Source organism: Pseudorhizobium sp. NPDC055634 (assembly GCF_053618655.1).
In genome coordinates, this window is the sequence record NZ_JBSHHW010000001.1 from 299989 (window position 1) to 323343 (window position 23355).

Genomic DNA, 23355 nt, shown 5'->3' on the forward strand with positions numbered 1-23355 from the left:
ACTATTTCGATATTTATGCCCACTACGCGAGCAATTGCTCCGCGGTATTCTCGTCGGTGATCAATCCGTTGATCAACTGCCCCTTCAGGGCGGCCCTCAGTGCCACGAGCTTGCGGGGCCCCTGCGCAAGGCCGATGACGCAACAGGTGTCGATCGCCGGGATCGGCACGCTGGCGACCCGCCTGTTGATCGAATCGGACAGCAGGCGTCCCTCGTGATCGAACATCCAGCCGCAGATTTCCCCCGCGGCACCCCCGGACACCAGGCTTTCCATCTCGTCGCGCCCCAGGAAGCCGTCGACGCAGAGCGGGCCGTCCGGCCCGAGTTCGCCTATGCCGACGAAGGTGACGTCCGCCTGCGCGCCGAGCGCCAGCGTCGAGCGCACCAGCGCCTGTTCGTGAAGCGTCTCGCGCTCCTCCGGCGAGGAGCAGAGAACCGGCAGCGGCATGGGAAAATGCCGCGACTTGATGGCGTCGGCCATGGAGAAGATGACGTTGTAATAGGCCGCCGAACCGTCGGGCCCGATATTTCCCGTCAGCGACACGATGCGATGCTGGGGGCATTCCATCGGCGGCAACTGGTCGACGGCAGCCTTCAGCGTGCGGCCCGTCCCGATCGCCAGGATGATCGGCTCCTGCCGCTTCAGCCAGCGCTCGATCTCGGCGGCGCCGGCCTCGGCAATGCCGACGGTGCTGGAGGCGCCCATGGGATCGCTCGGCACGACCTCCACCTGGCGAAGGCCGAACTTGCGCTTGAGTGCCTCGCCCCGCTCCAGGCAGGCGGCGATCGGATGGTCGAGGCGGACCTTGATCAGGCGTTCGGCCACCGCGAGCGAGACGAGCCGCTGCGCCGACTGCCGGGAAATCCCCATGGCGGCCGCGATTTCGTCCTGGGTGCGGCCCGCGACATAGTAGAGCCAACCCGCCCTCGCCGCGTCATCCAGCCTCCCGTGCACATCGGACCGTCTCGCCACTAGCCAACCCCTCCCTGCGCAATTCCTGGCCCCATGTTTGCCGATCCTCCGTCAAACGGCAAGGACGGCAGGCCGATCAGGAGACCTGAACGAGGTGGCCTTGCGAAACTTCCCTGTAGTGTCGGGGCGGAGACACAAAATCCACCGGACGGATGGGGCTCTTGATCTCGTCGGTCGGCATGTCGCGCTTGATCCCGCGTCGCGAGGGATCGGGAATCGGCACCGCCGCCATCAGCTTGCGGGTATAGGGATGCTGAGGGTTCTCGAACACGGCGGCCCGGGGGCCGATCTCGACGATCTCGCCGAGATACATGACCGCAACCCGGTGGCTGACCCGTTCCACGACGGCCATGTCATGGCTGATGAAGAGGTAGGCGAGCTTCAGGCTTTGCTGCAGATCGAGAAGCAGGTTGCAGACCTGCGCCTTGATCGACACGTCGAGCGCCGACACGGCCTCGTCCGCGACGATGACTTTCGGATCGAGCATCAGCGCCCGGGCGATCGCGATGCGCTGTCTCTGCCCGCCGGAGAATTCGTGCGGGAAGCGCCGCATCATGTCGGCCGAAAGACCGACCTTTTCCAGGAGATCCGCGGCTTTCTCGCGGGCCTGCTGCTTCGGGCCCAGACCATGCTCGAGGAACGGCTCCATGACCGCCGAGCCTATGCTCATGCGCGGATTGAGGCTCGCGAACGGGTCCTGGAAGATCATCTGGATCGACCGGCGCATGGCCCGCAGCGACGGCTTGTCGAGGCTCATCACGTTGAAGCCGTCGATCATGATCTGGCCGCTCGTCGGCGTGATCAGCCGGGTGATGGACCTGCCCGTCGTCGACTTGCCGCAGCCGGACTCGCCCACCAGGGACAGCGTCTCGCCCTCGAAGAGGTCGAACGACACCTTCTCCACCGCGTGGACGGCACCGGTCTTTCGCCCGAAGAGTCCCGAATGGATATCGAAGCGGGTGGTGAGGTCGCGCACCTGGAGGATCGGCGTCTTGCGACGGGACACGGTATCGGTGACGTCGAGCTGAATCTGCTGTTCCCCGGTTCTCACGTCGATGAGCGAGAACCGCTGCGGCAGCGTGCGTTCGGCCATGGAACCGAGCCGCGGGACGGCAGACAGCAGGGCCCGCGTATAGGGATGACGGCCGTGGTGGAATATGTCCTCGGTCGCCCCGGCCTCGACCACCTCGCCGCGGAACATCACCATGGTCCGGTCCGCCACTTCGGCGACGACGCCCATGTCGTGGGTGATGAAGAGAACCGACATCCCCTCCTCGTCCTGCAGCGTCTTGATGAGGTCGAGAATCTGGCCCTGGATCGTCACGTCCAGCGCCGTCGTCGGCTCGTCGGCGATGAGCAGCTTCGGCTTCGACGCCAATGCCATGGCGATCATCACCCGCTGGCGCATGCCTCCGGAAAACTGGTGCGGAAACTCGTCGTAGCGGCTCCTGGCATTCGGGATACGCACCTTTTCGAGAAGCCGCACGACCTCGGCCTTCGCCTCGGCACGGCTGATGTCCGTGTGGACCGTCAGGGCCTCCGCAATCTGCTTTCCGATCGGGAAGATCGGGTTGAGGGAGGTCATCGGCTCCTGGAAGATCATCGATATCTCGTTGCCGCGCACCTGCCGCATCTGCTCGTCGGGCAGCGTCAGCAGTTCGCGCCCGGCAAGCCTGACGCTGCCCTCGATGCGGCTCGAAAGCTTCGGCAGCAGGCGCATGATGGAGAGCGAGGTGACGCTCTTGCCCGACCCCGACTCCCCGACGATGGCGACCGTCTCCCTTGCGCCGACATCGAACGAGATCTTGTTGACGACGGTCTGCCAGCGGTCCTCGACCTTGAAGGACGTGGTGAGATCCCGGACCGAGAGCACGGGCTCGGCCGCCTCGCCGATTCTGTCCATGGGGGTCTTCGCGTGAGACATGTCATTCTCCCTTTTCGGGGGTTGCGATGTCAGGCGGCGAGCGCCGTTTCGGCAAGGGTGACCCAGTAGCTGATGCCATAGGGAAGTGCTTCGTCATTGAAGTCGTAGGCGGGATTGTGAAGACCGGCGGTATCGCCGTTGCCGATGAAGATGAAGGCGCCCGGCCTGCGCTCCAGCATGTAGGAGAAGTCTTCCGCCCCCATGTGGGGAGCCATCTGCGTATCGACCGAGTTCGGCCCGCCGACGGTCGTCGCGATCCCCGTTGCGAACTCGGTCTCCGCCTCGTGGTTGAAGGTGACCGGATAGCCGCGTCGATAGGTGACGTCCGCGCTGGCCCCATGGGCAAGGGCGGTCGCCTGCACCAGTTCCTTCAGCCGCTTCTCCGCGAAATCACGCGTCTCCGGCAGGAGCGTCCGCACCGTCCCGCCAAGCCTGACGCTATCGGGGATGACATTGTTGGCGTCTCCGCCGTGGATGGAGGCGACCGTCACCACCAGCGATTTCAGGGGGTCCGTCTGCCGGGACACGATCGACTGCAGCGCCACCACGATATGGCCGGCGGTCAGCACCGGATCGACGGAAAGATGCGGTTGCGCCGCATGGCTGCCGCGCCCGTTGACGATGATCTCGAACGTATCAGCCGCGGCCATGACGGAGCCCTTGCGGATGGCGAACTGCCCGAGCGGAAGACCGGGAGAATTGTGCATTCCGTAGACCTGGCTGATCCCGTGCTTTTCAAGGAAACCGTCGTTGACCATGGCGAGCGCGCCGGCGCCGCCCTCCTCCGCAGGCTGGAAGATGACGGCGACCGAGCCGCGGAAGTTCCGCGTCTCCGCGAGGTATTGCGCGGCCCCCAGCAGCATGGCCGTGTGCCCGTCATGGCCGCAGGAATGTGCCTTGCCGGGCGTCTTCGACATCCAGGGCTTGCCGCTCGTCTCGAATATCGGCAGCGCGTCCATGTCGGCGCGGAAACCGATGACGTTTCCATCCCCGTGCCGTCCCTTGATGATGCCCACGACGCCGGTGCGGCCTATGCCCGTCTCGACGACGTCACACCCGAACGACCGCAGCTTTTCCGCCACGAATGCCGACGTCTCGTGAACGTCGTAGAGGATTTCCGGACGCTCGTGGAGGTGACGCCGCCAGCCCGCAACTTCTTCCTGCATTTCGGCGGCGCGATTGAGGACAGGCATGAAAACCTCGTGCTTGTTGTTGTCGTTCCCACTCGTTCGTGTTGGGATACTGTGCAGCCCCAAGAGCACTTGGCAAGCGTCAAATTTCACGCTTGAACGAAAAATAGGCCTATGCTTAGATGGCCCAAAATTTGATCAGGCACCACTGGGAGTGCCCGGTCCGACACGCGACAATCAGCTCAACCTCACAAGGAGGATATGAGACCACCGTCTGCGAATACAACGACTTAACAAGATCGCATTTGCAGCAAGAGCAGTGGTAGCGGCCCGAAGACGAGCGCGCCGCAGATCAACGTCGACAATAAACACAAGGGGAATAGCAGCATGAAGACCTTCAATACCCTGCTTGCGGGGACGGTGGCTTGCCTGACGCTTTCTGCATCGCTTGCCCATGCCGAACGAGGCACCGACGGCGACCTTAAGATCCTGTTCTGGCAGGCTGTCTCGACGATGAATCCCTTCCTTTCGGCGGGCACCAAGGATGTCTATGCCGCATCCATGGTGATCGAGCCGCTGGCCCGCTACGACGAGACCGGGGCCCTCGTTCCCTATCTGGTGGAGGAGATCCCCACGATCGAGAACGGCGGCTTCGCCGAAGACATGCTCAGCATGACCTGGAAGCTGAAGCCGGGCGTCAAATGGTCGGACGGGACGGACTTCACCGCCGACGATGTCGTCTTCACCTGGAAGTATTGCACCGCTCCCGACGGCGGATGCGCGCAGGCGGCGCAGTACGAAGGTGTCAAGAACGTCGAAGCCGTCGATCCGCAGACGGTGAAAATCACCTTCGAGGAGCCCAAACCCTATCCCTACAGTGCATTCGTCGGCTCCCAGTCGCCGGTCATTCAGGCGGCACAGTTCAAGGATTGCCTCGGCGCCAAGGCCCCGAGCTGCACGGATGCCAACTTCAAGCCGATCGGCACCGGCCCCTTCGTCGTCACGGATTTCAAGCCGAACGACGTTGTCACGTTCGAGGCCAATCCGAACTACCGCGACCCGGCCAAGCCGAGCTTCGCCTCGGCGACGCTGAAAGGCGGCGGCGACGCCGCATCGGCTGCGCGCGCCGTGCTCGAAACGGGTGAGTTTGACTACGCCTGGAACGCGCAGGTCGAGCCGGAAGTGCTGGAAACCATGCTGGCCGCCGGCAAGGGAAGGCTGGAGATTTCCTTCGGCACCCAGGTGGAGCGTATCCAGCTCAATCACACCAATCCCGACCCGGCACTCGGCGACAAGCGCTCCACCAAGGAGGGCGGTCCGCATCCCTCGCTGAGCGATCCCGCCGTCCGCCGGGCTCTGTCGCTCGCGATCGACCGCGACATCATCGTCGAGGCCGGATACGGTCGCGCCGGCAAACCGACGTGCAACATCGTGCCGGCGCCGGAATCGGTTGCCTCCACCAAGAACGACAGCTGGTGCCTGAAGCAGGATGTCGAGGCGGCCAACAAGCTGCTCGACGACGCGGGCTGGGCCCCCGGACCTGACGGTATCCGCGCCAAGGATGGCGTTCGTCTCGCATATCTCTATGCGACCTCGACGAACTCCGTGCGCCAGGCGACCCAGGAACTGGTGAAAGCCATGTGGGCCGAGATCGGCGTCGATGCCGAACTGCGCAATGCCAGCGCCTCCGTTTTCTTCGGCGGCGATCCGGCAAGCCCCGATACCTTCCAGAAGTTCTATGCCGACGTGCAGATGTACACCAACAACTTCGACGGGACGGACCCGGAGAAGTATCTGGCGGAGTGGCTGTGCGACAAGATGCCGGGGCCGGAAAACGGCTGGCAGGGCCAGAACATCCCCCGCTACTGCAATGCCGACTACGACAAGCTGGTCGGCGAGCTCTCCCGCACGGCTGACCTCCAGAAGCGCGCGGAACTCGCCAAGCAGCTCAATGACATGCTGACCGAAGAGGGCGCCCATATCCCGCTCGTGCATCGGGGAGACCAGTCGTCCTTCGCGGTGACCCTTGATGGCATCCGCATGAACTCCTGGGATTCCCAGCTCTGGAATGTCGCCGACTGGCATCGCAAGAAATAGGAAGCGGCCGGGGCTTGCGGCGCGAGCCCCGGCACTGCCCTTCCCTGCGTTGGCACATCGCCGGAGCGGCCGGCGATGTGGGCCGTCTCAGAAACCTGCAGCCATGAAGACCCCGAACAGGGCATCAGGCTGCAGTCCGGGGAAAATCGATGTTCACATACACGCTGCGGCGATTGTTGTTTGCCATCCCGACCCTGCTGGTCATCAGCTTCGTCATCTTCGCCTTGCTCGACCTCGCGCCGAACGATCCGACCGGCGACCTGCCCCTGACCATCCCGCCCGAAGTCCGCGAACAGATCCGCGCCTCGCTCGGCCTCAACCAGCCCTTCCTGATCCGCTACCTCCTCTGGCTGCAGCAGTTCTTCATAAACGAGCCCCTGAACATCCTGGAAAGCCTGACCGGCTGGCAGATCGGCGACGGCGAGCGCATGCGGGTACTGTCCTGGGCGACGAGGAGCCCGGTGGTCGACCTGATCGTCCAGCGCCTGCCGCAGACCTTGTGGGTGGTCGGCCTCGCCTATCTCTTCGGCATCCTGATCGCCATCCCGATCGGCGTCATCTCCGCCTACAAGCAGTATTCGATCTTCGACCAGATCGGCACCTTCGTCTCCATGGTCGGATACTCGGTGCCGACATTCTTCACCGGCGTCCTGCTGATCGTCGTCTTCTCCTCCTATCTGCAGTGGTTCCCGTCGGTCTACGACACCAATCTTCGCGTTACCGATTTCTCGAGCTTCATGGCGCAGGCGCGCCAGATGGTTCTGCCGGTGTCCGTGCTGGCGCTCTACAACGCCTCGCAGATCGCCCGCTTCGTTCGCGCCTCCATGCTGGACAACCTGCACCAGGACTATGTCCGCACCGCACGCGCCAAGGGCGTCAGGGAGAAGGCGGTGCTGCTCGTCCATGTCCTCCGCAACAGCCTGATCCCGGTCGTGACCGTCATCGCGCTCGGCGTGCCGACCATTTTCTCCGGCGCCATCATCACCGAGCAGATATTCCGGGTGAACGGCCTCGGACAATTGCTGATCACCGCCATCCAGGGTGCCGATATTCCGCTGGTGCAAACGCTGACCTTCATCTTCGCGGTGCTGATCGTCCTCTTCAACCTGATTGCCGACGTGCTGTACGGCATTCTCGATCCGAGGATCCGGTATGACTGATACGGTACTCGCCGCCGCCCCGGCAAAGGCCGAAAGCCCCGCCCGCTCCGCCCTTCGAGACGTGTGGAGGCAATTCCGCGCCCACCGGGGCGGGATCGTCGGCCTCGGGGTGTTCGTCTTCATCTTCCTGGCCGTCTATGTCGGCCCCTATATCCACACCGTCGCGCCGAACGCGATCAACATCCGCGACAAGAACCAGTGGCCCTCGCTTGCGCATCCCTTCGGAACCGACAATCTCGGCAAGGACATGCTCGCGCAGGTTCTCGCCGGCGGGCGCATATCGCTCGCCGTCGGCATCACGGCGATGCTGCTCGCCCTGCTGCTGGGGACGCTGGTCGGCGTGATCTCGGGCTATTTCCGGCGGCTGGACGGACCGCTGATGCGGGTGACGGACCTTTTCCTGGCGCTTCCGTTGCTTCCGCTGCTGCTCGTCATCATCATGCTGTTCCGCGATACGCTGCGCGCCGCGCTCGGCCCCGAAACCGGCATCTTCATCCTGATCGTCTTCGTCATCGGCATCACCAGCTGGATGCACACGGCACGCATCGTCCGGGGCGACGTGCTGGCGGTCAAGAGCCAGGAGTTCATCATCGCCGCCAAGAGCAGCGGGATGCGCGAGCACCGCATCGTCCTCCGCCACATCCTGCCGAATGTGCTGAGCTCCATCATGGTCTCCGCAACCCTCGGCATTGCGTCGGCGATCATCACGGAATCGGCGCTGAGCTTCCTCGGGCTCGGCTTCCCCTCCGACTTCCCGACCTGGGGGCGCCTTCTCTATGACGGCGCCAATTTCATGCAGCTGACGCCCTCGCGCGTGCTCTGGCCGGGCCTTGCGATTTCCCTGACTGTGCTGAGCGTAAACTTCATGGGAGACGCGATCCGCGATGCCCTCGACCCGCGCACCCTGAAGCGCTGACCGGGCGGCAAATAAATTAGATTTATTTCACCGGGGAAGGAACGTTCCGCGCGGACGGTCGTTATGTGGATGTCTGGAAGCACCCCCCGTCCCCCGCCCTACAAGGCTTCCAGACACACTCTTCAGTCCCCCTCGAAGAGATGAGTTGGCTCGGTTCCCCTGGAACCGAGCCAATTTGTTTTTGGCGACCTGGATGCGCCCCCCTATCGGGCAAGCGGCATCCGGCACTCCATCGGGACGCAATCAGTCTTCGTCGTTCGCCCCGGGTTCCAGCGGGAACGTCAGGTGGTAGGAGATACGGTCGGGCGCGACCACATACTCCGCCCTGCCGTTCACCGAGGCCGGGACCACGCGCTCGAGGACCGTGCTGCCGAAATGAGCCTTGATGTGCTGCGGATCGTGAGCCTCCCCGTCGACTGCTGCGAGCGGTTCGTGCCAGATCATTTCCACCATGTCGTGGCCGTCGATGCGCTTGCGCGTACATGACACCTCGATCGGCAGGCTGGTGCGCAAGAGCGAGCCGTGGCTCACCGCATTGACGATGAGCTCATGCAGGGCCAGCCCGAGATGAAGCGAGGCATTGGGGCTGAGCAGCAGGTTGTCGCCGCGCACCTTCACCAGGTCGCGGTTCTCCGGCAGGTATTTCTCGGTCTGCTGCTGCACGAGTTCGAAGAAATACGCTCCCCGCCAGCTGGAATCGGTAATGAGATCCTGCGACTGGGAGAGCGAGTAAAGACGCCCGCGGAACTTGTGGAGAAAGAGGTCGAGCGATCCGGAATAGCGCGCTGTCTGCAGGGCAATGCTCTGGATGATCGCCAGCAGGTTCTTGGATCGATGGCTGACCTCGCGCAGAAGTGCCCGCAGCAGGCGCTCCCGGTGCCGTTCCTCGGAGCGATCGACGATCGTCGTCACGAGGTGAAGCCCGCCCTGGGCGAACTCGACTGCCTGTATCCGGAATTCGAAGAACTGTTCAGCGCCGAACATCACCTCGAGCTGGCCCTTCTGGCCGGGCTCGGTCATGTCCGCCTTCAGCGCATTGAGGCGCGTGGCGACCTCGGGTCCGAACAGGCTGTCGTCGGTGGGTGAAGCAGGCGCCTCGCCGGGCCCGTCGTCCGACCGCCACGCATCCGGAAGCCAGGCATCGGGGAGGTTTGCGACGAGGAGATAGTCATGGCGAGCATCCTGGATGATGACACTGGCGCCGAGATCGACCAGCGCAGGCAGCAGGAACTCTCGCAACTTGTCATCACTCTGACCAGCTCGCTGCCATGTCAGCGGATGCACCAATTTCTCACCTCGTCCAACTTGAAGGAAAGAGCCGGCGACACCCGCGTACTTTCCCGCCTGCCTGTGCCCTTATAGAGACTGGCCATCGCGGCAACAACCCGCCAATCTGTCTCCGAAGCGGCCAGGTGGTGAAATGGGGAAAGCCGCAAGCGGTTCCCCCACCGCATCAATTTTACGCATCGAAAACGAGACGGCCCGAAGCTGTCGCCGGCATCTCCCGGCGACAGAGCCCGCCCATTGGCAAGAGACCGTTCACGGCGTCCGCTCAGGCGGCCGCCTTGACCGTTTCGTTGAAGAACAGCGCCTGGCTGATCAGAGCCTTCACCATGTCCGGATTGAACGGCTTGGTGACCAGGAAGGCAGGCTCGGGGCGTTCGCCGGTCAGCAGCCGCTCAGGGAAGGCGGTGATGAAGATGACCGGAACGGTAGAGGCCTTCAGGATTTCGTTGACCGCATCGATGCCCGAGCTTCCGTCGGCAAGCTGGATATCGGCGAGGACCATCTTCGGGTTCGAGCTCTGGAAGAGATCCACGGCTTCCTTGTGGGTGCGGGCAATGCCTGTGACGCGGTGGCCGAGTTCCTGCACCATCTGCTCGATGTCGAGCGCGATGAGCGGCTCGTCCTCAATGATCATGATGTCGGTCGCGACCTGGCGCGAGATCTCCCTCGACGCTTCGTCGAGCAGCTCGGTCGCCTTCTCGACGCTGACGTTCAGCACTTCCGCCGTCTCTTCGATCGTGAAGCCCTCTACCGAGACGAGCAGGAAGGCGTGGCGGGCCATCGACGGCAGGGACGCGAGGTTGGCCGCTGCGCGCTGCTCCCAGGCGAAGGGCGACTCGATCGGCCGGATATCGATCGACGTGGAACCAAATATCGCGACAAACAGTTTGTAGAGCGAAACACGGTCCTTGGATGTTTCGGGAAAGATCGAGACATCCGCGATCAGCGCTTCCAGTACGGCGGCCACATAGGCGTCTCCGGAAGTCTGGGATCCGGTAACGGCGCGTGCATAACGGCGCAAATACGGAAGGTGTGATGCAACGCGTGTAGTAAGTGACATACAGAATTCTCCCCTGTCGCCCGGCGGGCAATTACGTGGTGAGAACGTGGGAACAGAAAAAAAGTTCCGCAAGTGTTGGAACTTTTTTTCCGCTGCCGCATTGTCTCCTCACGATATCGCAACAGGCTGCCCGCGTGATGAGTGACGACAACAGAAAAAAGCAAGACATGACCCTCTCCCAGCACGACATGAAACCCGGATCGGTGCCGCCAAACGCCTCGATCTCCCGCAAGCTGCGCGAGTTCTATGACGCCGTGCAGGAGGAAGGCATTCCCGACCGTTTTCTCGATCTCCTGGAAAAGCTGGAGGACGCGGAACGCAACGCTCAGTCGCAGTCGCAGTCGGTGAAGGTAAAATGACAATGACCGAGGACGATGATCGCGGCTTCAAGCGCGACCTTCTCGCATCCTTGCCCAATCTCCGTGCCTTTGCTGTCTCTCTGACGGGTCGCCATGACAAGGCCGATGATCTGGTGCAGGACACCATCATGAAGGCGTGGGCCAACCAGACCAGCTTCACGGCCGGCACGAACATGCGGGCATGGCTCTTCACGATCCTGCGCAACGAATTCTACAGCCAGATGCGCAAGCGCGGCCGCGAGGTACAGGATACCGACGGGCTGTTCAGCGAACGTTTCTCCGTGCATCCCGAACAGTACGGAAGGCTGGACCTTCAGGATTTCCGCAAGGCCCTGGACACGCTTCCCGACGACCAGCGCGAGGCGATCATCCTGGTCGGTGCGGCGGGCTTCGCCTACGAGGAAGCGGCAACCATCTGCGGCTGCGCCGTCGGGACCATCAAGAGCCGCGTCAGCCGGGCCCGCACGCGCCTGCAGGAGCTCCTTGGCGTCTCCGGCGAAGGCGACTTCGGCCCCGATGCCGGCCATGCCGCGATCACGGCCCGCGCCTTCGGCAGCTAGGGTTCAAGTTCCGGCATCGTGGGAGAGCCGGCGGCACGTGCCGCCGCCAGAAGGTCATCCTCCATGAAAGGCTTGGTGACCGGTGTCGACCCGGGAAGCTCGGCCACCCATGCGCGATCGTCCGGCATCAACATGGTGAGGATCACCCGCGTGCCGGACGCCTGACGGCGCCTGACAAGCGAAAGCACATCGGCTGCGAGGTCCACATCGAGAACCAGAAGGTCGATGGGCTCCTCGTCGAGCAGGACCGCAAGTTCCCGCGGCGTGGCGATCCGGACGCGGCACGGCAAGGCCTCCGCGAAGATGCGCTCGGCCTCCATCGCGACAAGGTATTCCCGCTCTGCAATCAGGATAGTCAGGACTGACGAAATCGTCCTCTCCTTCCGAAACGACCTCTATGAGTTCGCGAAAGAAGCCCGTCATTTAAAAAAGACACAGTGCGATGGATCGCGATACGCTAGGAGCGAGCTACCTCGCTACTCGTGATTCTTCATGGCCATATCGAAGCCTGCCGTACCGCCGCGCATCCCCTGCCAGCAATGTCCGTTGCGACAACGCCCGTTTTTCCGGGATTTCACCCCGGAGGAACTGGATTTCGTGGCGGGTTTCAAGGTCGCCGAAACCCCTGCCGAACCGGGCATGGCCATCATTGTCGAGGGAGAACGCAACCCTTCGCTCTACACTGTCCTGAGCGGATGGGGATTTCGCTACAAGATCCTGGAGGACGGCAGGCGCCAGATCCTCAACTATGTTCTGCCGGGCGACATGATCGGCCTGCAGGGCAATGTCATGAAGGAAATGCAGCATTCGGTCGAGGCGCTGACCCGGATGACGCTCTGCACCTTCGAACGGGAGCGGTTTCCCAACCTCTTCCGCAGCCAGCCGGCGCTTGCCTTCGACATCACCTGGATCGCGTCACGGGAGGAATCCATGCTGGACGAGCATCTGCTGAGCGTCGGCCGGCGGAGCGCCCGCGAGCGGGCCGCCTATCTCCTGGCCTTCCTGGACGCGCGCGCCCAGGCGGCGATTGCTTCCCACGGGAAATTCCGGCAGTTGCCGCTGACCCAGCAGCACGTGGCGGATACGCTTGGCCTGTCGCTCGTCCATACCAACAAGACGCTGCGCAAGCTGATGGACCAGGGACTTGTACGCTGGCTCGACCGCGGCTGCGAAGTGATCGATGCCGAGGGCCTTTATCGCGTAGCCGAATGGCGCCCCCCGGAAGAGGGCGCCAGACCATTCATCTAGGCCGCGGCCGGTCCGGTCGCGGCGGCACGCTATCGCGCCTGCCGGCCCGGGGGCCGAGCACGTCGAGGCTCCGCATCGCCAGGAAACCTAGGCCGCCGGCAATCGCTATGGCGGCAAGCGGACGCGAGCGGACGAGGACCGGAAAGGCGGAAAGCCCCGCCGTGATCATCAGGGCCTTGCTGCTGTTGCTCGTGGCAGCCTCACGCTTGCGCCTCTCGTCGGCACGTGCCGTCGCCCCGGTGATGAGGAAGATGACAAGCGCAAGCAGGAGACCGCCGCCCGCAACCGTCAGCAGGGCACCCACGGCGCCCAGATGCCGGGCGATGGCAAGCGCCGCCGCCCCCACCAGGGCACCATAGGCCGTCAACAGGAAGAGCAGCATCAGCGCATAGAGCACGACATTGCGCTGCAGGCGGCGGACGGATGTCGCAACATCGACCGCTGCCAACGATGCCAGGAGCGGCGCCAGTCCCGAAAGCATCAGCGGCGAACCAGCAGGGCGATCAGAAAGCCTACGCCGGCGGCCATGGCGACGGCCTGCAGCGGGTTGGTGCGGATCTTGCCCTCGAGATCGCGCTCCAGCGAAATGGCGTGATCGCGAGCGGCCTCGACCATCTGCATGGAAGCGTCCGCTGCGTCATTGCCGGCCTTCCGGACGCGACTGCGATAGTCGTCGGCCTTCTCGGAGCCGACGGCAGCAACTGTCCGCGCAAGGTTTGCGATATCGTCGCGCAGCTGCTGGAGCTGGGATTCGACATCGTTGCGCGATGCGGAGGAGCCCAGGGGCTCATTGGATACGTTGACGGGTGCCATCACTTACTCCTGTTATCGTCTCGGCGAAAACATCAATCGACGCAGTGCCCCGTCCGCCCCTAGGGGAGCCGACGAGGTAAAGAGGGCTGGGGATGGAAGACCGACCGGTCACCGAAGAATGCCATCAACAGCGAGCCTCCTCGGGCGAACGCAATGGTCGGCGCGCACGGCTCGCCCCTCCGCACTGCAAGCGGTTAATGGCCCGGCACCGATTTTGTTCCAGAAAACTTTCCGCTAGCGCGAGCGTCGGTCGAGATGATCCCTGAGCCCGTCCCCCAGGAGGCTGAAGCCGAGAACCGAGAGGAAGATCGCGAGCCCCGGCAGAAGTGCCAGCCATGGCGCCTGGCCGAGATACGTCTGCGCATCGGCAAGCATCCGCCCCCAGCTGGGAGCGGGCGGTGCCATGCCGAGCCCCAGGAAGCCGAGGCCAGCCTCCGTCAGGATGGCAAGCCCCAGTTGGATGGTCACCTGGACGATGATCAGCCCGGCAATGTTGGGGAGCACGTGCACGAGCGTGATCTTCCAGTTCGCACGCCCCATGCCGATGGCCGCGCGGACATAGGGCAGCGTCCATATTTGCATCGCCGCCGCAAGCGCCAGGCGTGCGAAGACCGGGATCATGAAGACCGCAATCGCGATGATCGCCGTGAACCTCCCCGCACCGATGAAGGCCGCGAGCATCATGGCCGACAGGATCGGCGGGATCGCGAATATGATGTCGCACCCGCGCATCACCGCGGAACTTACCCAGCCACTGCGCGTCGCGACGGCGAGCCCGATGAGCGTTCCGAGGCTCGCGCCGATGGCGACCGCCGCCACCGCGGTGGAGAGCGAGTTCCAGGCGCCGCCCATCAGCATGGAAACCATGTCGCGGCCGAACTGGTCTGTCCCGAGCAAGCCATGCTCCATCGGCGCCTTCAACCGCGCCGCGATCTGCATCTTGGCGGGAGGCAAGGGTGTCCAGAACAGCGAAAGGAGTGCCACCATCGACAGCGCGGCCGTCAGCACGATCCCTGCAAGCAGGAGTGGCCGGCGAGACAGGAGCGTCCTCATCGCTGGACCGTCCGCAGTCGGGGATCGAGGACGAGATGCGCGACGTCCGCCACGAAGTTGACCACGATGACCAGCGCCGCAAAGAGCAGGATCACATCCTGCATGACGATGACGTCCCGCTGCGAGAGAGCCTGGAAGGCGAGACGCCCGAGACCGGGAAGATTGAAGACGTTCTCCACGAGGACGGCACCGGCCACGAGGAAGGTGAACTGCAATCCGAGCATGGTGGCGATCGGCACGAGCGCCGCCGGAAGGGCGTGCCGCCAGACGGCCGCCCGCTCGCTCAATCCCTTGGCGCGCGCTGTCCTGATATAGTCCTCGGCAAGGACGTCGAGGACCGCCGATCGCGTCACCCGGGTGAGCACCGCGGCCTGCGGCAGCGCCAGTGCCAGCGCGGGCAGGACCAGCGCCTTCACGGCCGCGACGCCACCCTCCCCCCAGCCCGGAAACCCGCCCGCAGGAAACCATCCGAGGTCGGTTGCAAACAGGAGGATCAGCAGCAGCCCGAACCAGAAGGAGGGAACGGCAATCCCCGTATAGGAAAACAGGCCGATCGCGACATCCACCGGGCCGTTGCGGCTCCGCGCGGCCTGCACTCCGGCGGGGATGGCGATTGCGAGCGATATGAGGATGGCCATGAAAGCCAATGGCAGCGTCACCGCGAGGCGCTCCGCGATCAGCCCCGCGACGGGAACGCCGTAGGTGTAGGAGACCCCGAGATCGCCCGCCAGCACGCCGCCGAGCCATGTGAGGTAGCGAACCGGGAGCGGCTGGTCGAGGCCCAGTTCCCTCTGAAGCGCGGCCAGGGTATCGGGCCTCGCGGACGTGCCGAGCATGATCGAGGCGGGATCGCCCGGCAGCAGGTCCATCACGGTGAAGATCAGTACCGAGACAATGAAAAGCGTGAGGATCAGGCCTGCGAAGCGGCGGGCGACAAGGCCGATCATCACTCCTCCCAATAGACCTCCGTCAGCACGTTCGAGGGAATGGACTCGTTCTCCCAAAGGCCCTTGAGCTTGCGGTCCCACACGCCAAGCTTCGGCATCACGAAGAGGTAGAGTGCGGGAACGTCCTCGGCCAGTATTTTCTGCGCCTCGCCATAGAGCGCCGCCTGCTCGCCGGCGTCGCTGGTCTGCTGGACCTTGTCCATGACCTCGTTGAAGGCCGGGTTCCGGTAGTTGAAATAGTAGGGATCGCGCGCGTAGATGTCGATGTCCATCGGTTCGGCATGGGCGACGATCGTCATGTCGTAATCCGCCGCCTTCAGCACGTCCGACACCCACTTGGCGGGAAACTCGGTGGTCTCGATGTTCATCGTCACGCCGATCTCGGCAAACATGGCCTGCATGATCTGCGAGGTCCGCTGCGCATAGGCCATCTGAGGCGCCTTGATGGTGAAGCTGAGGCCGTCGGCAAAGCCCGCTTCCGCCAGAAGGGCCTTCGCCTTTTCCGGATCGTAGGGATAGGCATCGGTGAGGTCGAGGTAGCCCGGATCATTCGGCGTGTAGTGGCTCCCGATCGGCGTGCCGTAGCCCGACCAGGCGCCCTCGAGGATCAGGTTGCGATCGATCGCCATCATCAACGCCTGACGGACGCGCTTGTCGTTGAAGGGCTTGCGGTCGTTGTTCATGCCGGCCACGACCTTGAGTTCGGTATTGCCGATCACCGTGACCAGGCGCTCGTCGCCGTCGAAGCTGTGCATCAGCTCGGGCGCCCCGAATTCCGGGAAGGCATCCACGTCCCCGGCCTTGAGCGCCGCGGCCTGCGCCTGGGGATCCGGCACGAAGCGGAACGCGACCGTCTCCAGCCCGACCGAAACCTCGGGGTTCCAGTAGTTCGGATTGCGCGCCAGCTCCACCTTGTCACCCTTGGCCCAGCGGACGAAGGTGAAAGGGCCGGTGCCGATCGGCGTGGTCTTGTTGTTGTCGGCGGAGCGGGTGCCTACCATGCTGGAAGAGGGCCATGCCAGCCAGTAGAGAAGGCTGCCGGTCGGCTTTGAAAGCTTCAGCACGAGCGTCCGCGGGTCAGGCGTCTCGACGGATTGGATCGTCGCGAAATAGCGCTTCTGCGGATTGACCGACTCTTCGCCTCGCGCCCGCTCGATCGTGAACCTCGCGACGGATGAATCGAAGACTTCGCCGTCGTGAAAGGTGACGCCCTCGCGGAGCTTGAATGTATATGTCAGCCCGTCCTCGGAGATATCCCAGCTTTCGGCCAGCTGCGGTTTTATCTCTCCGTTCCGGTCTATCGTGGTCAGTCCCTCGAAGATGTTCTGCCAGGTGACCTGGCCGATCGCGACGGGTGCAGCGATGGTCGGGTCGAGGCCCGTCGGCTCGACCGCCATGCCGATCGTGGCGGATGTCTTCGGCGCGGAGACCGCCTCGCCGGGCAGCATGGTCGCCATGACTGCAGTTGCGAGAAAGGCGCTGGTCGCAACGGCGCTGAGCGGAAAACGGATACGCATGGTGAGCCTCCGGCTGGAAAGAACCAGAAACGCATATGGCATTTCCCTCGCGGACACACAATAGCAACAAATGCTAGGTTGCGTAGCCTGAATGGCTACACAGAGGATCGCCCGCGGTGCATCATCGCTGCGTTCCGGCCTTCGGATCCATGTAATCCTCGATGAACTGCGCCAGTGCGTTTGCCGCGTGAGACAGTTGCCGGTCTGCGGAGACGCAGAGATCGATCGAGGTGTGGATGGCCTTGCCCTCCGCCACCGGCACGGCGACCAGCAGGCCTGCGTCGATCTCCCGCCGGACGGAAAGTGCGGGTAGCAGCGTCACCGCGGCCCCGCGCAGGACCAGTTCCTTGAGCATTTCGACGGAACTGCTGACGAAGACCGGGTCGAGACCGATCCCTTCCCCGGCGAAGATTTCCTCGATCGCCTGCCGGGCCGTAAAGCCGCGCTCGGGCAGCGCAAGCGGCATGCGCGCCAGTTGCTGCAGGGTGATCTCGCCCGCCTTCGCCGCCGGCTCGACCGGGTTGACGATGACGTCATAGACGATCGCCGAACGCATCCGCAGCTTCACCCCGGAAACCGAGGGCGCGAAGAGGGAGACCGCAAGGTCGGCCTCGCCGGTGCCGAGCGCCTCGATGGCCTGCCGGGCACTGGTGATCGCGACCTCGAACCGCAGCTTCGGATGACGAATGCTGAATTCGGCAAGCACCGGCGCAATGACGTTCGCGACCGTGGCGCCGTTGGCGTGGATCGAGACCCTTCCTCCCTCCAGTCCCTGGAGATCGCAGATCAGCTGGTGGACATGCTCCAGTTCGCGCAGGGTCCGTCCCGCCCGCTCCGCCAGCAGGCGGCCGGCGGCCGTAAGCCGGATGCCGCGATTGGTCCGCTCCACGAGCTGGGCGCCGAAATACTCTTCGAGGTTCTCGATCTGGCGGCTGACCGCGGTCGCCGCGACATTGAGGTTCTCGGCCGCCGCCCGCATCGAATTGGTGCGGACGACCTCGTCGAAATACATGAGGGCACGAAGGTTCATTCTCCTGCCCTCCGGTCAGTCACGGCGAAAGCCCTCGCTGGCGGCCAGCAGCCGGCGGGTATAGTCCTGCGAGAACTCCCGCTTCTCGAGCGCATCGACCGGCACCGTCTCCACCACCTGGCCGCCCTTCATCACGGCGACACGTTCGCACATGTGGCTGATGACGCCGAGATCGTGGCTGACCATCACGAAGGTCAGGCCCCGGTCCCGGCGGGCCTGCTCCAGCAGGTTGAGGATTTCCGCCTGTATGGACGCATCGAGCGCCGAGGTCGGCTCGTCGAGAAGCAGTATCTTCGGCTCGACGATCAGCGCCCGGGCGATCGCGACACGCTGGCGCTGGCCGCCCGAAAGCTGGTGCGAATAGCGGAAGCGGAACCCGGAACCCAGGCCGACTTCATCCAGCGCCCGGGCGATCCGCCGGTCGACGTCGTCGAAGCCGTGGATCACGAGCGGCTCAAGGAGAAGCCGGTCCACCGTCTGGCGCGGATGCAGCGATCCGTAGGGGTCCTGGAAGACCATCTGGACGGTCCGGTAGAAGTCCGCGCCGCGCTTCTGGCCGCGATATTCGCGTCCATCGACGGTCAGGGTCCCTTCCTGGAAGGCGGTAAGCCCGGTCACCGCGCGCAAGAGGGTCGACTTGCCGGAACCCGACTCGCCGACGATTCCGAAGGACTCGCCATGATCGACCTCGACGCTCACCCGATCGAGGGCGGCGAACGCGTCGTAGACGACCGTCATATCGCGTACGGAAAGAGCTGTCGTCATAGCGCCCACTCCGGCTTCCGCTCCAGGACCGGAAGCGGGCGGCGATGGTTGCCGATCTGCGGCAGGCAGTTCAGCAGGCCCTGCGTATAGGGATGCCGCGCCTCGTGCAGGTTGGCGGAGGAAAGCTCCTCGACGACCCGCCCGGCATACATGACGAGCACCCGGTCGCAGAAGGTCGATACCAGCCGGAGATCATGGCTGATGAAGATCAGCCCCATGCCGCGTTCGGCGACGAGCTTGTCGAGGATGGACAGCACCTCGATCTGGACCGTCACGTCGAGCGCCGACGTCGGTTCGTCGGCGATCAGAAGCTCCGGCCCGCAGATCAGCATCATGGCGATCATCGCCCGCTGGCCCATTCCGCCGGAAACCTCGTGCGGATAAAGCCCGAAGACCCGTTCCGGATCTGAAATCTGCACCGCCTCGAGCATGGCGAGCACCCTCGCTTTCGCCTCCGACTGGCCGATATCCTCGTGCGTCCGCAATGTCTCGACGATCTGCCGGCCGATCGTCATCACCGGGTTGAGCGAGTATTTCGGGTCCTGCAGGACCATGGCCATGCGCCGGCCGCGCAGCCGGCGCCGTTCCTTCGGAGACAGGCTGAGGAGATCGGTGTCCCCGAAGGCGAGGCGGTCGGCGGTGATGACCGCCTGGGGCGCCGTGAGCCCCATGATGGCGCGTCCCGTCTGCGACTTTCCCGAACCGGACTCGCCGACGATGCCGAGGCGCTCCCGGCCAAGCTCGAAGGAAACGCCGCGTACCGCCTGCACCAGCCCCGTGCGGGTGGGAAAGCCGACGCGCAGGTTCTCGACGCTGAGAAGCGGCGTCATTGGCCCGCCTCCTTCGGATCGAGCGCGTCGCGCAGTCCGTCGCCGAGCAGGTTGAAGCCGAGGCTGACGATCAGGATGGCGAGACCCGGCATGGCGGCGACCCACCACTGGTCGAGGATGAACCTGCGACCGGAGGCGATCATCGCACCCCATTCCGGAAGGGGCGGTTGCGCGCCGAGGCCGAGGAAGCCGAGACCCGCGGCCGTGAGGATGATGCCCGCCATGTCGAGCGTGACCCGGACGATCAGCGAGGAGAGGCAGAGCGGCATGACGTGGCGCATGACGATGCGGGGCGGCGACGCCCCCATCAGGCGCACGGCGGAGATAAACTCCGAGTTGCGGAAGGTCATGGTCTCGGCGCGGGCGATGCGCGCATAGGGTGGCCAGGAGGTGACGGCAATGGCGAGGATCGCGTTCTCGATCCCGGGCCCGAGTGCGGCGACCAGCGCAAGCGCCAGCACCAGCTTTGGGAAGGCGAGGAAGATGTCGGTGATGCGCATCAGCACGGCATCGATAGCGCCGCCCGCATAGCCCGAAACCGTCCCGACGATGAGGCCGACGGGCGCGGCGATGACCGCGACCAGCACGACGACGAAGAGCGTCAGCCGGGAGCCGTGGATCAGCCGCGAGAGGATGTCCCGTCCCTGGTCGTCCGTGCCGAGGATATAGCCGTCGGCGCCCGGCGGTAGCAGCCGCGCGTTGCGCAGGTCGCCCTGCAGCGGATTGTGCGGAGCGAGGACATCGGCGAAAGCGGCCACGAACAGCAGGGCAATCAGGATGAACAGGCCGAGAAGCGCGAGCCGGTTCTCCGCAAAGCGCCGCCAGATGACATAGGCGCGGCCGAGCCGGGCCTGCCGGCGCGAGGATGGCCGGTCGGAAAGAAGCCACTCGCGGCTGTAGGGTCTGGGTTGGACCTCGGCGATGCTCATCGGTTGCGCGTCCTTGGATCGAGCGTCCGGTAGAGAAGGTCGGACAGGAGGTTGATACCGACGAAGACCGAGCCGATGACGACGGTCCCGCCGAGCACCGCGTTCATGTCCGCGTTCTGCAGCGAATTGGTGATGTAGAGCCCGAGCCCGGGCCAGGCGAAGATCGTTTCCGTCAGCACGGAGCCCTCGAGAAGTCCGGCATAGGAAAGCGCGATCACCGTGACGAGCGGAACAGCCGCATTGCGCAGAGCGTGGAACCAGATGATCCGCGCTTCCGACAACCCTTTCGCCCGGGCCGCGACGATATACTCCTGCGAGAGTTCGTTCAGCATGAAGGAGCGCGTCATCCGGCTGATATAGGCGAGCGAGAAATAGCCGAGCAGCGCACCCGGAAGAATGATGTGCCGCAGGAGATCCCAGAGCACGTCCCACTGGCGCTGCATGGCAGCATCGAGCAGGAAGAAACCGGTGACCGGTGTGAAGCTGTATTCGTAGACGATGTCCACCCGGCCCGGATAGGCGACCCAGTTGAGCTTCGCATAGAAGAGCAGGAGGGCAAGCAGGCCGAGCCAGAAGATCGGCACCGAATAGCCGACGAGCCCGATCACCCGCACGACCTGGTCGATGAGCGAGCCGCGCTTGACGGCCGCGAGCACGCCGAGCGGCACGCCGAGGACCGCACCGATGATGGTGCCGACCGTCGCAAGCTCGATCGTCGCCGGGAAGACCCGCTTAATGTCGGTCAGAACCGGATTGGTGGTCAGGACCGAAGTGCCGAAATCGCCGGAGAGCGCCTGCTTCAGGTAGATCCAGAACTGCTGGTAGAGCGGCAGGTGCAGGCCGAGTTCGAGCCTGACGCGCTCGACCACGTGCGCCGGCGCACGATCGCCGACGATCGCCAGGGCCGGGTCGATCGGCACCACCCGACCGATGAAGAAGGTCACGGCGAGCAGGCCGAGGAAGGTGGTCGCGACCGTCAGCAGGAAGCCGAGGATCGCCAGTCCCCGACGCCTGGCGCGGCTTCCGCCGCGCCGAAGCGCCGTATTGGTGTCGGAGATGGTCAAGGCTGGACCCGACTATTCCTTGGAGACGCTATGCAGGAAGTTGGTGTCGAAGCTCGGACCGAGCTTGTAGTTCTTCAGCTTGTCCGAATAGCCCGCCACTTCCGTCTGCTGGAATACGATCACGAACGGACCCCGCGCCAGCACTTCCTTCTGGAGTTCGTCATAGATGGCCGCGCGCTTGTCGCTGTCCTTCTCGACCAGCGCCGCCTGGGTCTTCTCGCTCAGGCCCTCCGGGTCCCAGGCATTGCGCCAGGCGAGCGTCTTGTTGGTGCCTTCGTCGGAATTGTCCGGATTGAAGGTGAAGGTCTCGGCGTTGGAGTTCGGGTCGAAATAGTCGGAGCCCCACTGGCCGATATAGATATCGTGCTGGCGCGCGCGGTACTTGGTCAGCGTCTGCTTGCCGTCGCCGGGAATGATTTCCAGCTTGATGCCGGCCTGTGCGAGCGTCTGCTGCACGTTCTCGGCAATGCCGGTGACCGGCTGGTTGTTGCGTACGTCCATCGTTACCGAGAAGCCGTCCGCAAGTCCCGCCTTGGCCAGCAGTTCCTTGGCCTTCTCGACATTCAGGCTGTAGGGCTTCTCCGTCGATGCACCGAGCTGGCCCGCAGGCAGGAAGGTCTGGTGGATCGTCCCGATGCCCTTGATCAGGGTTTCGCCGATCGCGTCGTAATCGACGAGGTACTTGAACGCCTCGATGACCTCCGGCTTGGCCAGGGTCTCGTTCTTCTGGTTGAGGCTGAAATAATAGATTGTTCCCTTCGGCGCGGACGTGGTGTCGAGGCCTTCCTTGTCGGAGATCGCCTGCACGTCGCCCGGCTCGAGGTTGCGGGCCACGTCGATGTCGCCGTTTTCGAGCGCGAGGCGCTGGCCGGCGCTCTCCTTCATGTGGCGGTAGATGACGCGCGCGAGCGGGGGCTTTTCGCCGAAGTAGTTGTCGTTGCGTTCAAGCACGACGACCTCGTTCGCGCGCCATTCGCGCAGCTTGAACGGACCGGAGCCCGCATAGCCGGTCTTCAGGAATGCGTTGCCGAAATCGGTGTCGTACTTGTATTCCTCGCTCGGGGTGACCGGCTGGGCATTCTCCATGACCAGCTTCTTGTCGACGACCGCCGCCACCGTGGAGGTCAGCACGTTGAGAACGAAGCTCGGGGCATAGGGCTTGTCGACGGTGAGGACGAACGTGGTCTCGTCGGCGGCCTTGGCCTTTTCGGTGACGTTGTCGCCGGTGAGCCCGAACTGGGTCAGCAGGAAGGCGGGGGACTTGTCGAGCTTCACGGCGCGTTCGAAGGAAAAGGCCACGTCCTCTGCCGTCAACGGATTGCCGGACGCAAACGTAAGCCCCGGCTTCAGCTTGAACGTATAGGTCAGCCCGTCGTCGGAAATGGTCCAGCTGTCGGCAAGCTCGCCCACGACCTTCGATGTGTCGTTGAGGTCGAGGCCCACGAGCTTGCTATAGGTATTGGCCGTCATCTCCGCCGCCGAGAGTTCGAAGGCTTCTGCCGGATCGAGCGAGATGATGTCGTCGATGGCCCAGCCTTGGACCAGCGTATCCGCGGGCGTTGCGGCGAATGCCTGGGGTGTCGCCGCCAGAAGCACCGCAAGGGCAGCGCTGGAAGCCATCAGGCGCACGCGTTTGTTCAGCAAGTCGATCATTGTTCTTGTTCCCCGGTTGATGAGTTGCCTTTTTCCGGCC

23 protein-coding genes are annotated in these 23355 nt (G+C 64.1%); 6 read left to right on the plus strand and 17 right to left on the minus strand.

The window, feature by feature from the left end; genetic code table 11:
• Nucleotides 1-22: 22 nt before the first annotated feature.
• From ACWGPT_RS01525 to ACWGPT_RS01535, 3 genes are all read right to left on the minus strand, one after another.
• On the minus strand, nt 23-973 hold the full coding sequence (locus tag ACWGPT_RS01525) for a sugar-binding transcriptional regulator (RefSeq protein ID WP_452603798.1): 951 nt from the start codon (nt 971-973) through the stop codon (nt 23-25).
• 76 nt (nt 974-1049) lie between these two features.
• Nucleotides 1050-2897, minus strand: a complete 1848-nt coding sequence (locus tag ACWGPT_RS01530; RefSeq protein ID WP_452603799.1) for an ABC transporter ATP-binding protein — start codon at nt 2895-2897, stop codon at nt 1050-1052.
• Between the two features lie 29 nt (nt 2898-2926).
• Nucleotides 2927-4090, minus strand: coding sequence for a M20 aminoacylase family protein (locus ACWGPT_RS01535; RefSeq protein ID WP_452603800.1), 1164 nt, complete (start codon nt 4088-4090; stop codon nt 2927-2929).
• A 324-nt stretch (nt 4091-4414) separates the two neighbouring features.
• Between ACWGPT_RS01535 and ACWGPT_RS01540 the strand changes: the two genes are divergently transcribed.
• The 3 genes from ACWGPT_RS01540 to ACWGPT_RS01550 all read left to right on the plus strand — a co-directional run bounded on the left by ACWGPT_RS01540 (nt 4415) and on the right by ACWGPT_RS01550 (nt 8200).
• Nucleotides 4415-6124, plus strand: coding sequence for a peptide ABC transporter substrate-binding protein (locus tag ACWGPT_RS01540; protein WP_452603801.1), 1710 nt, complete (start codon nt 4415-4417; stop codon nt 6122-6124).
• A gap of 149 nt (nt 6125-6273) precedes the next feature.
• Complete coding sequence (locus ACWGPT_RS01545; protein WP_452603802.1) at nt 6274-7284, plus strand: ABC transporter permease; 1011 nt, start codon at nt 6274-6276, stop codon at nt 7282-7284.
• A complete protein-coding gene (locus tag ACWGPT_RS01550) occupies nt 7277-8200 on the plus strand; it encodes an ABC transporter permease (RefSeq protein WP_452603803.1) in 924 nt (307 codons plus the stop codon). Before ACWGPT_RS01545 ends, ACWGPT_RS01550 begins: the two co-directional genes overlap by 8 nt.
• A 243-nt stretch (nt 8201-8443) precedes the next feature.
• Here the strand turns inward: ACWGPT_RS01550 and ACWGPT_RS01555 are convergent, their stop codons facing one another.
• Nucleotides 8444-9439, minus strand: a complete 996-nt coding sequence (locus tag ACWGPT_RS01555; RefSeq protein WP_452603804.1) for a sensor histidine kinase — start codon at nt 9437-9439, stop codon at nt 8444-8446.
• A gap of 313 nt (nt 9440-9752) precedes the next feature.
• Nucleotides 9753-10547, minus strand: a complete 795-nt coding sequence (locus tag ACWGPT_RS01560) for a response regulator (RefSeq protein WP_452603805.1) — start codon at nt 10545-10547, stop codon at nt 9753-9755.
• Between the two features lie 167 nt (nt 10548-10714).
• Between ACWGPT_RS01560 and ACWGPT_RS01565 the strand changes: the two genes are divergently transcribed.
• Nucleotides 10715-10906 carry a NepR family anti-sigma factor gene (locus tag ACWGPT_RS01565; RefSeq protein WP_452603806.1) on the plus strand — a complete coding sequence of 64 codons (192 nt, stop codon included), beginning with the start codon at nt 10715-10717 and terminating at the stop codon, nt 10904-10906.
• A 2-nt stretch (nt 10907-10908) separates the two neighbouring features.
• On the plus strand, nt 10909-11466 hold the full coding sequence (locus ACWGPT_RS01570; protein ID WP_452603807.1) for an RNA polymerase sigma factor: 558 nt from the start codon (nt 10909-10911) through the stop codon (nt 11464-11466).
• Here the strand turns inward: ACWGPT_RS01570 and ACWGPT_RS01575 are convergent.
• Nucleotides 11463-11786 (minus strand): hypothetical protein, encoded by a 324-nt coding sequence (locus tag ACWGPT_RS01575; RefSeq protein WP_452603808.1) that lies wholly within the window; start codon nt 11784-11786, stop codon nt 11463-11465. The genes ACWGPT_RS01570 and ACWGPT_RS01575 overlap by 4 nt on opposite strands.
• Nucleotides 11787-11958: 172 nt before the next feature.
• Here ACWGPT_RS01575 and ACWGPT_RS01580 point away from each other — a divergent pair, with 172 nt between their 5' ends.
• Nucleotides 11959-12714 carry a Crp/Fnr family transcriptional regulator gene (locus ACWGPT_RS01580; protein ID WP_452603809.1) on the plus strand — a complete coding sequence of 252 codons (756 nt, stop codon included), beginning with the start codon at nt 11959-11961 and terminating at the stop codon, nt 12712-12714.
• Here ACWGPT_RS01580 and ACWGPT_RS01585 read toward each other — a convergent pair.
• The 11 genes from ACWGPT_RS01585 to ACWGPT_RS01635 all read right to left on the minus strand — a co-directional run bounded on the left by ACWGPT_RS01585 (nt 12707) and on the right by ACWGPT_RS01635 (nt 23315).
• Nucleotides 12707-13195, minus strand: a complete 489-nt coding sequence (locus tag ACWGPT_RS01585; RefSeq protein WP_452603810.1) for a hypothetical protein — start codon at nt 13193-13195, stop codon at nt 12707-12709. The two genes, ACWGPT_RS01580 and ACWGPT_RS01585, sit on opposite strands and share 8 nt — an antisense overlap.
• Nucleotides 13195-13527 (minus strand): DUF883 family protein, encoded by a 333-nt coding sequence (locus ACWGPT_RS01590; protein WP_452603811.1) that lies wholly within the window; start codon nt 13525-13527, stop codon nt 13195-13197. The genes ACWGPT_RS01585 and ACWGPT_RS01590 overlap by 1 nt, the downstream gene beginning before the upstream one ends.
• 234 nt (nt 13528-13761) lie before the next feature.
• Nucleotides 13762-14580 carry an ABC transporter permease gene (locus tag ACWGPT_RS01595; protein ID WP_452603812.1) on the minus strand — a complete coding sequence of 273 codons (819 nt, stop codon included), beginning with the start codon at nt 14578-14580 and terminating at the stop codon, nt 13762-13764.
• On the minus strand, nt 14577-15527 hold the full coding sequence (locus ACWGPT_RS01600) for an ABC transporter permease (protein WP_452603813.1): 951 nt from the start codon (nt 15525-15527) through the stop codon (nt 14577-14579). The genes ACWGPT_RS01595 and ACWGPT_RS01600 overlap by 4 nt, the downstream gene beginning before the upstream one ends.
• Nucleotides 15527-17044: an ABC transporter substrate-binding protein gene (locus ACWGPT_RS01605; RefSeq protein ID WP_452603814.1), complete on the minus strand. Its 1518-nt coding sequence runs from the start codon at nt 17042-17044 to the stop codon at nt 15527-15529. Before ACWGPT_RS01605 ends, ACWGPT_RS01600 begins: the two co-directional genes overlap by 1 nt.
• Before the next feature lie 121 nt (nt 17045-17165).
• Complete coding sequence (locus ACWGPT_RS01610; RefSeq protein WP_452603815.1) at nt 17166-18074, minus strand: LysR family transcriptional regulator; 909 nt, start codon at nt 18072-18074, stop codon at nt 17166-17168.
• 15 nt (nt 18075-18089) lie between these two features.
• On the minus strand, nt 18090-18839 hold the full coding sequence (locus ACWGPT_RS01615; protein WP_452603816.1) for an ABC transporter ATP-binding protein: 750 nt from the start codon (nt 18837-18839) through the stop codon (nt 18090-18092).
• Entirely contained in the window at nt 18836-19669 is an 834-nt protein-coding gene (locus tag ACWGPT_RS01620) for an ABC transporter ATP-binding protein (protein ID WP_452603817.1), read from the minus strand. Before ACWGPT_RS01620 ends, ACWGPT_RS01615 begins: the two co-directional genes overlap by 4 nt.
• On the minus strand, nt 19666-20598 hold the full coding sequence (locus ACWGPT_RS01625; RefSeq protein ID WP_452603818.1) for an ABC transporter permease: 933 nt from the start codon (nt 20596-20598) through the stop codon (nt 19666-19668). The genes ACWGPT_RS01620 and ACWGPT_RS01625 overlap by 4 nt, the downstream gene beginning before the upstream one ends.
• Entirely contained in the window at nt 20595-21656 is a 1062-nt protein-coding gene (locus ACWGPT_RS01630) for an ABC transporter permease (RefSeq protein WP_452604094.1), read from the minus strand. Before ACWGPT_RS01630 ends, ACWGPT_RS01625 begins: the two co-directional genes overlap by 4 nt.
• 18 nt (nt 21657-21674) lie before the next feature.
• On the minus strand, nt 21675-23315 hold the full coding sequence (locus ACWGPT_RS01635) for an ABC transporter substrate-binding protein (protein ID WP_452603819.1): 1641 nt from the start codon (nt 23313-23315) through the stop codon (nt 21675-21677).
• Nucleotides 23316-23355: the final 40 nt, after the last annotated feature.

Bases quoted from the DNA above. Each gene is read 5' to 3' on its own strand.
- ACWGPT_RS01530 (WP_452603799.1), bottom strand. From the start codon at position 2,897: ATGTCTCACGCGAAGACCCCCATGGACAGAATCGGCGAGGCGGCCGAG.
- ACWGPT_RS01535 (WP_452603800.1), bottom strand. From the start codon at position 4,090: ATGCCTGTCCTCAATCGCGCCGCCGAAATGCAGGAAGAAGTTGCGGGC.
- ACWGPT_RS01540 (WP_452603801.1), top strand. From the start codon at position 4,415: ATGAAGACCTTCAATACCCTGCTTGCGGGGACGGTGGCTTGCCTGACG.
- ACWGPT_RS01545 (WP_452603802.1), top strand. From the start codon at position 6,274: ATGTTCACATACACGCTGCGGCGATTGTTGTTTGCCATCCCGACCCTG.
- ACWGPT_RS01550 (WP_452603803.1), top strand. From the start codon at position 7,277: ATGACTGATACGGTACTCGCCGCCGCCCCGGCAAAGGCCGAAAGCCCC.
- ACWGPT_RS01560 (WP_452603805.1), bottom strand. From the start codon at position 10,547: ATGTCACTTACTACACGCGTTGCATCACACCTTCCGTATTTGCGCCGT.
- ACWGPT_RS01565 (WP_452603806.1), top strand. From the start codon at position 10,715: ATGACCCTCTCCCAGCACGACATGAAACCCGGATCGGTGCCGCCAAAC.
- ACWGPT_RS01570 (WP_452603807.1), top strand. From the start codon at position 10,909: ATGACCGAGGACGATGATCGCGGCTTCAAGCGCGACCTTCTCGCATCC.
- ACWGPT_RS01575 (WP_452603808.1), bottom strand. From the start codon at position 11,786: ATGGAGGCCGAGCGCATCTTCGCGGAGGCCTTGCCGTGCCGCGTCCGG.
- ACWGPT_RS01580 (WP_452603809.1), top strand. From the start codon at position 11,959: ATGGCCATATCGAAGCCTGCCGTACCGCCGCGCATCCCCTGCCAGCAA.
- ACWGPT_RS01585 (WP_452603810.1), bottom strand. From the start codon at position 13,195: ATGCTTTCGGGACTGGCGCCGCTCCTGGCATCGTTGGCAGCGGTCGAT.
- ACWGPT_RS01590 (WP_452603811.1), bottom strand. From the start codon at position 13,527: ATGGCACCCGTCAACGTATCCAATGAGCCCCTGGGCTCCTCCGCATCG.
- ACWGPT_RS01595 (WP_452603812.1), bottom strand. From the start codon at position 14,580: ATGAGGACGCTCCTGTCTCGCCGGCCACTCCTGCTTGCAGGGATCGTG.
- ACWGPT_RS01600 (WP_452603813.1), bottom strand. From the start codon at position 15,527: ATGATCGGCCTTGTCGCCCGCCGCTTCGCAGGCCTGATCCTCACGCTT.
- ACWGPT_RS01605 (WP_452603814.1), bottom strand. From the start codon at position 17,044: ATGCGTATCCGTTTTCCGCTCAGCGCCGTTGCGACCAGCGCCTTTCTC.
- ACWGPT_RS01610 (WP_452603815.1), bottom strand. From the start codon at position 18,074: ATGAACCTTCGTGCCCTCATGTATTTCGACGAGGTCGTCCGCACCAAT.
- ACWGPT_RS01615 (WP_452603816.1), bottom strand. From the start codon at position 18,839: ATGACGACAGCTCTTTCCGTACGCGATATGACGGTCGTCTACGACGCG.
- ACWGPT_RS01620 (WP_452603817.1), bottom strand. From the start codon at position 19,669: ATGACGCCGCTTCTCAGCGTCGAGAACCTGCGCGTCGGCTTTCCCACC.
- ACWGPT_RS01625 (WP_452603818.1), bottom strand. From the start codon at position 20,598: ATGAGCATCGCCGAGGTCCAACCCAGACCCTACAGCCGCGAGTGGCTT.
- ACWGPT_RS01635 (WP_452603819.1), bottom strand. From the start codon at position 23,315: ATGATCGACTTGCTGAACAAACGCGTGCGCCTGATGGCTTCCAGCGCT.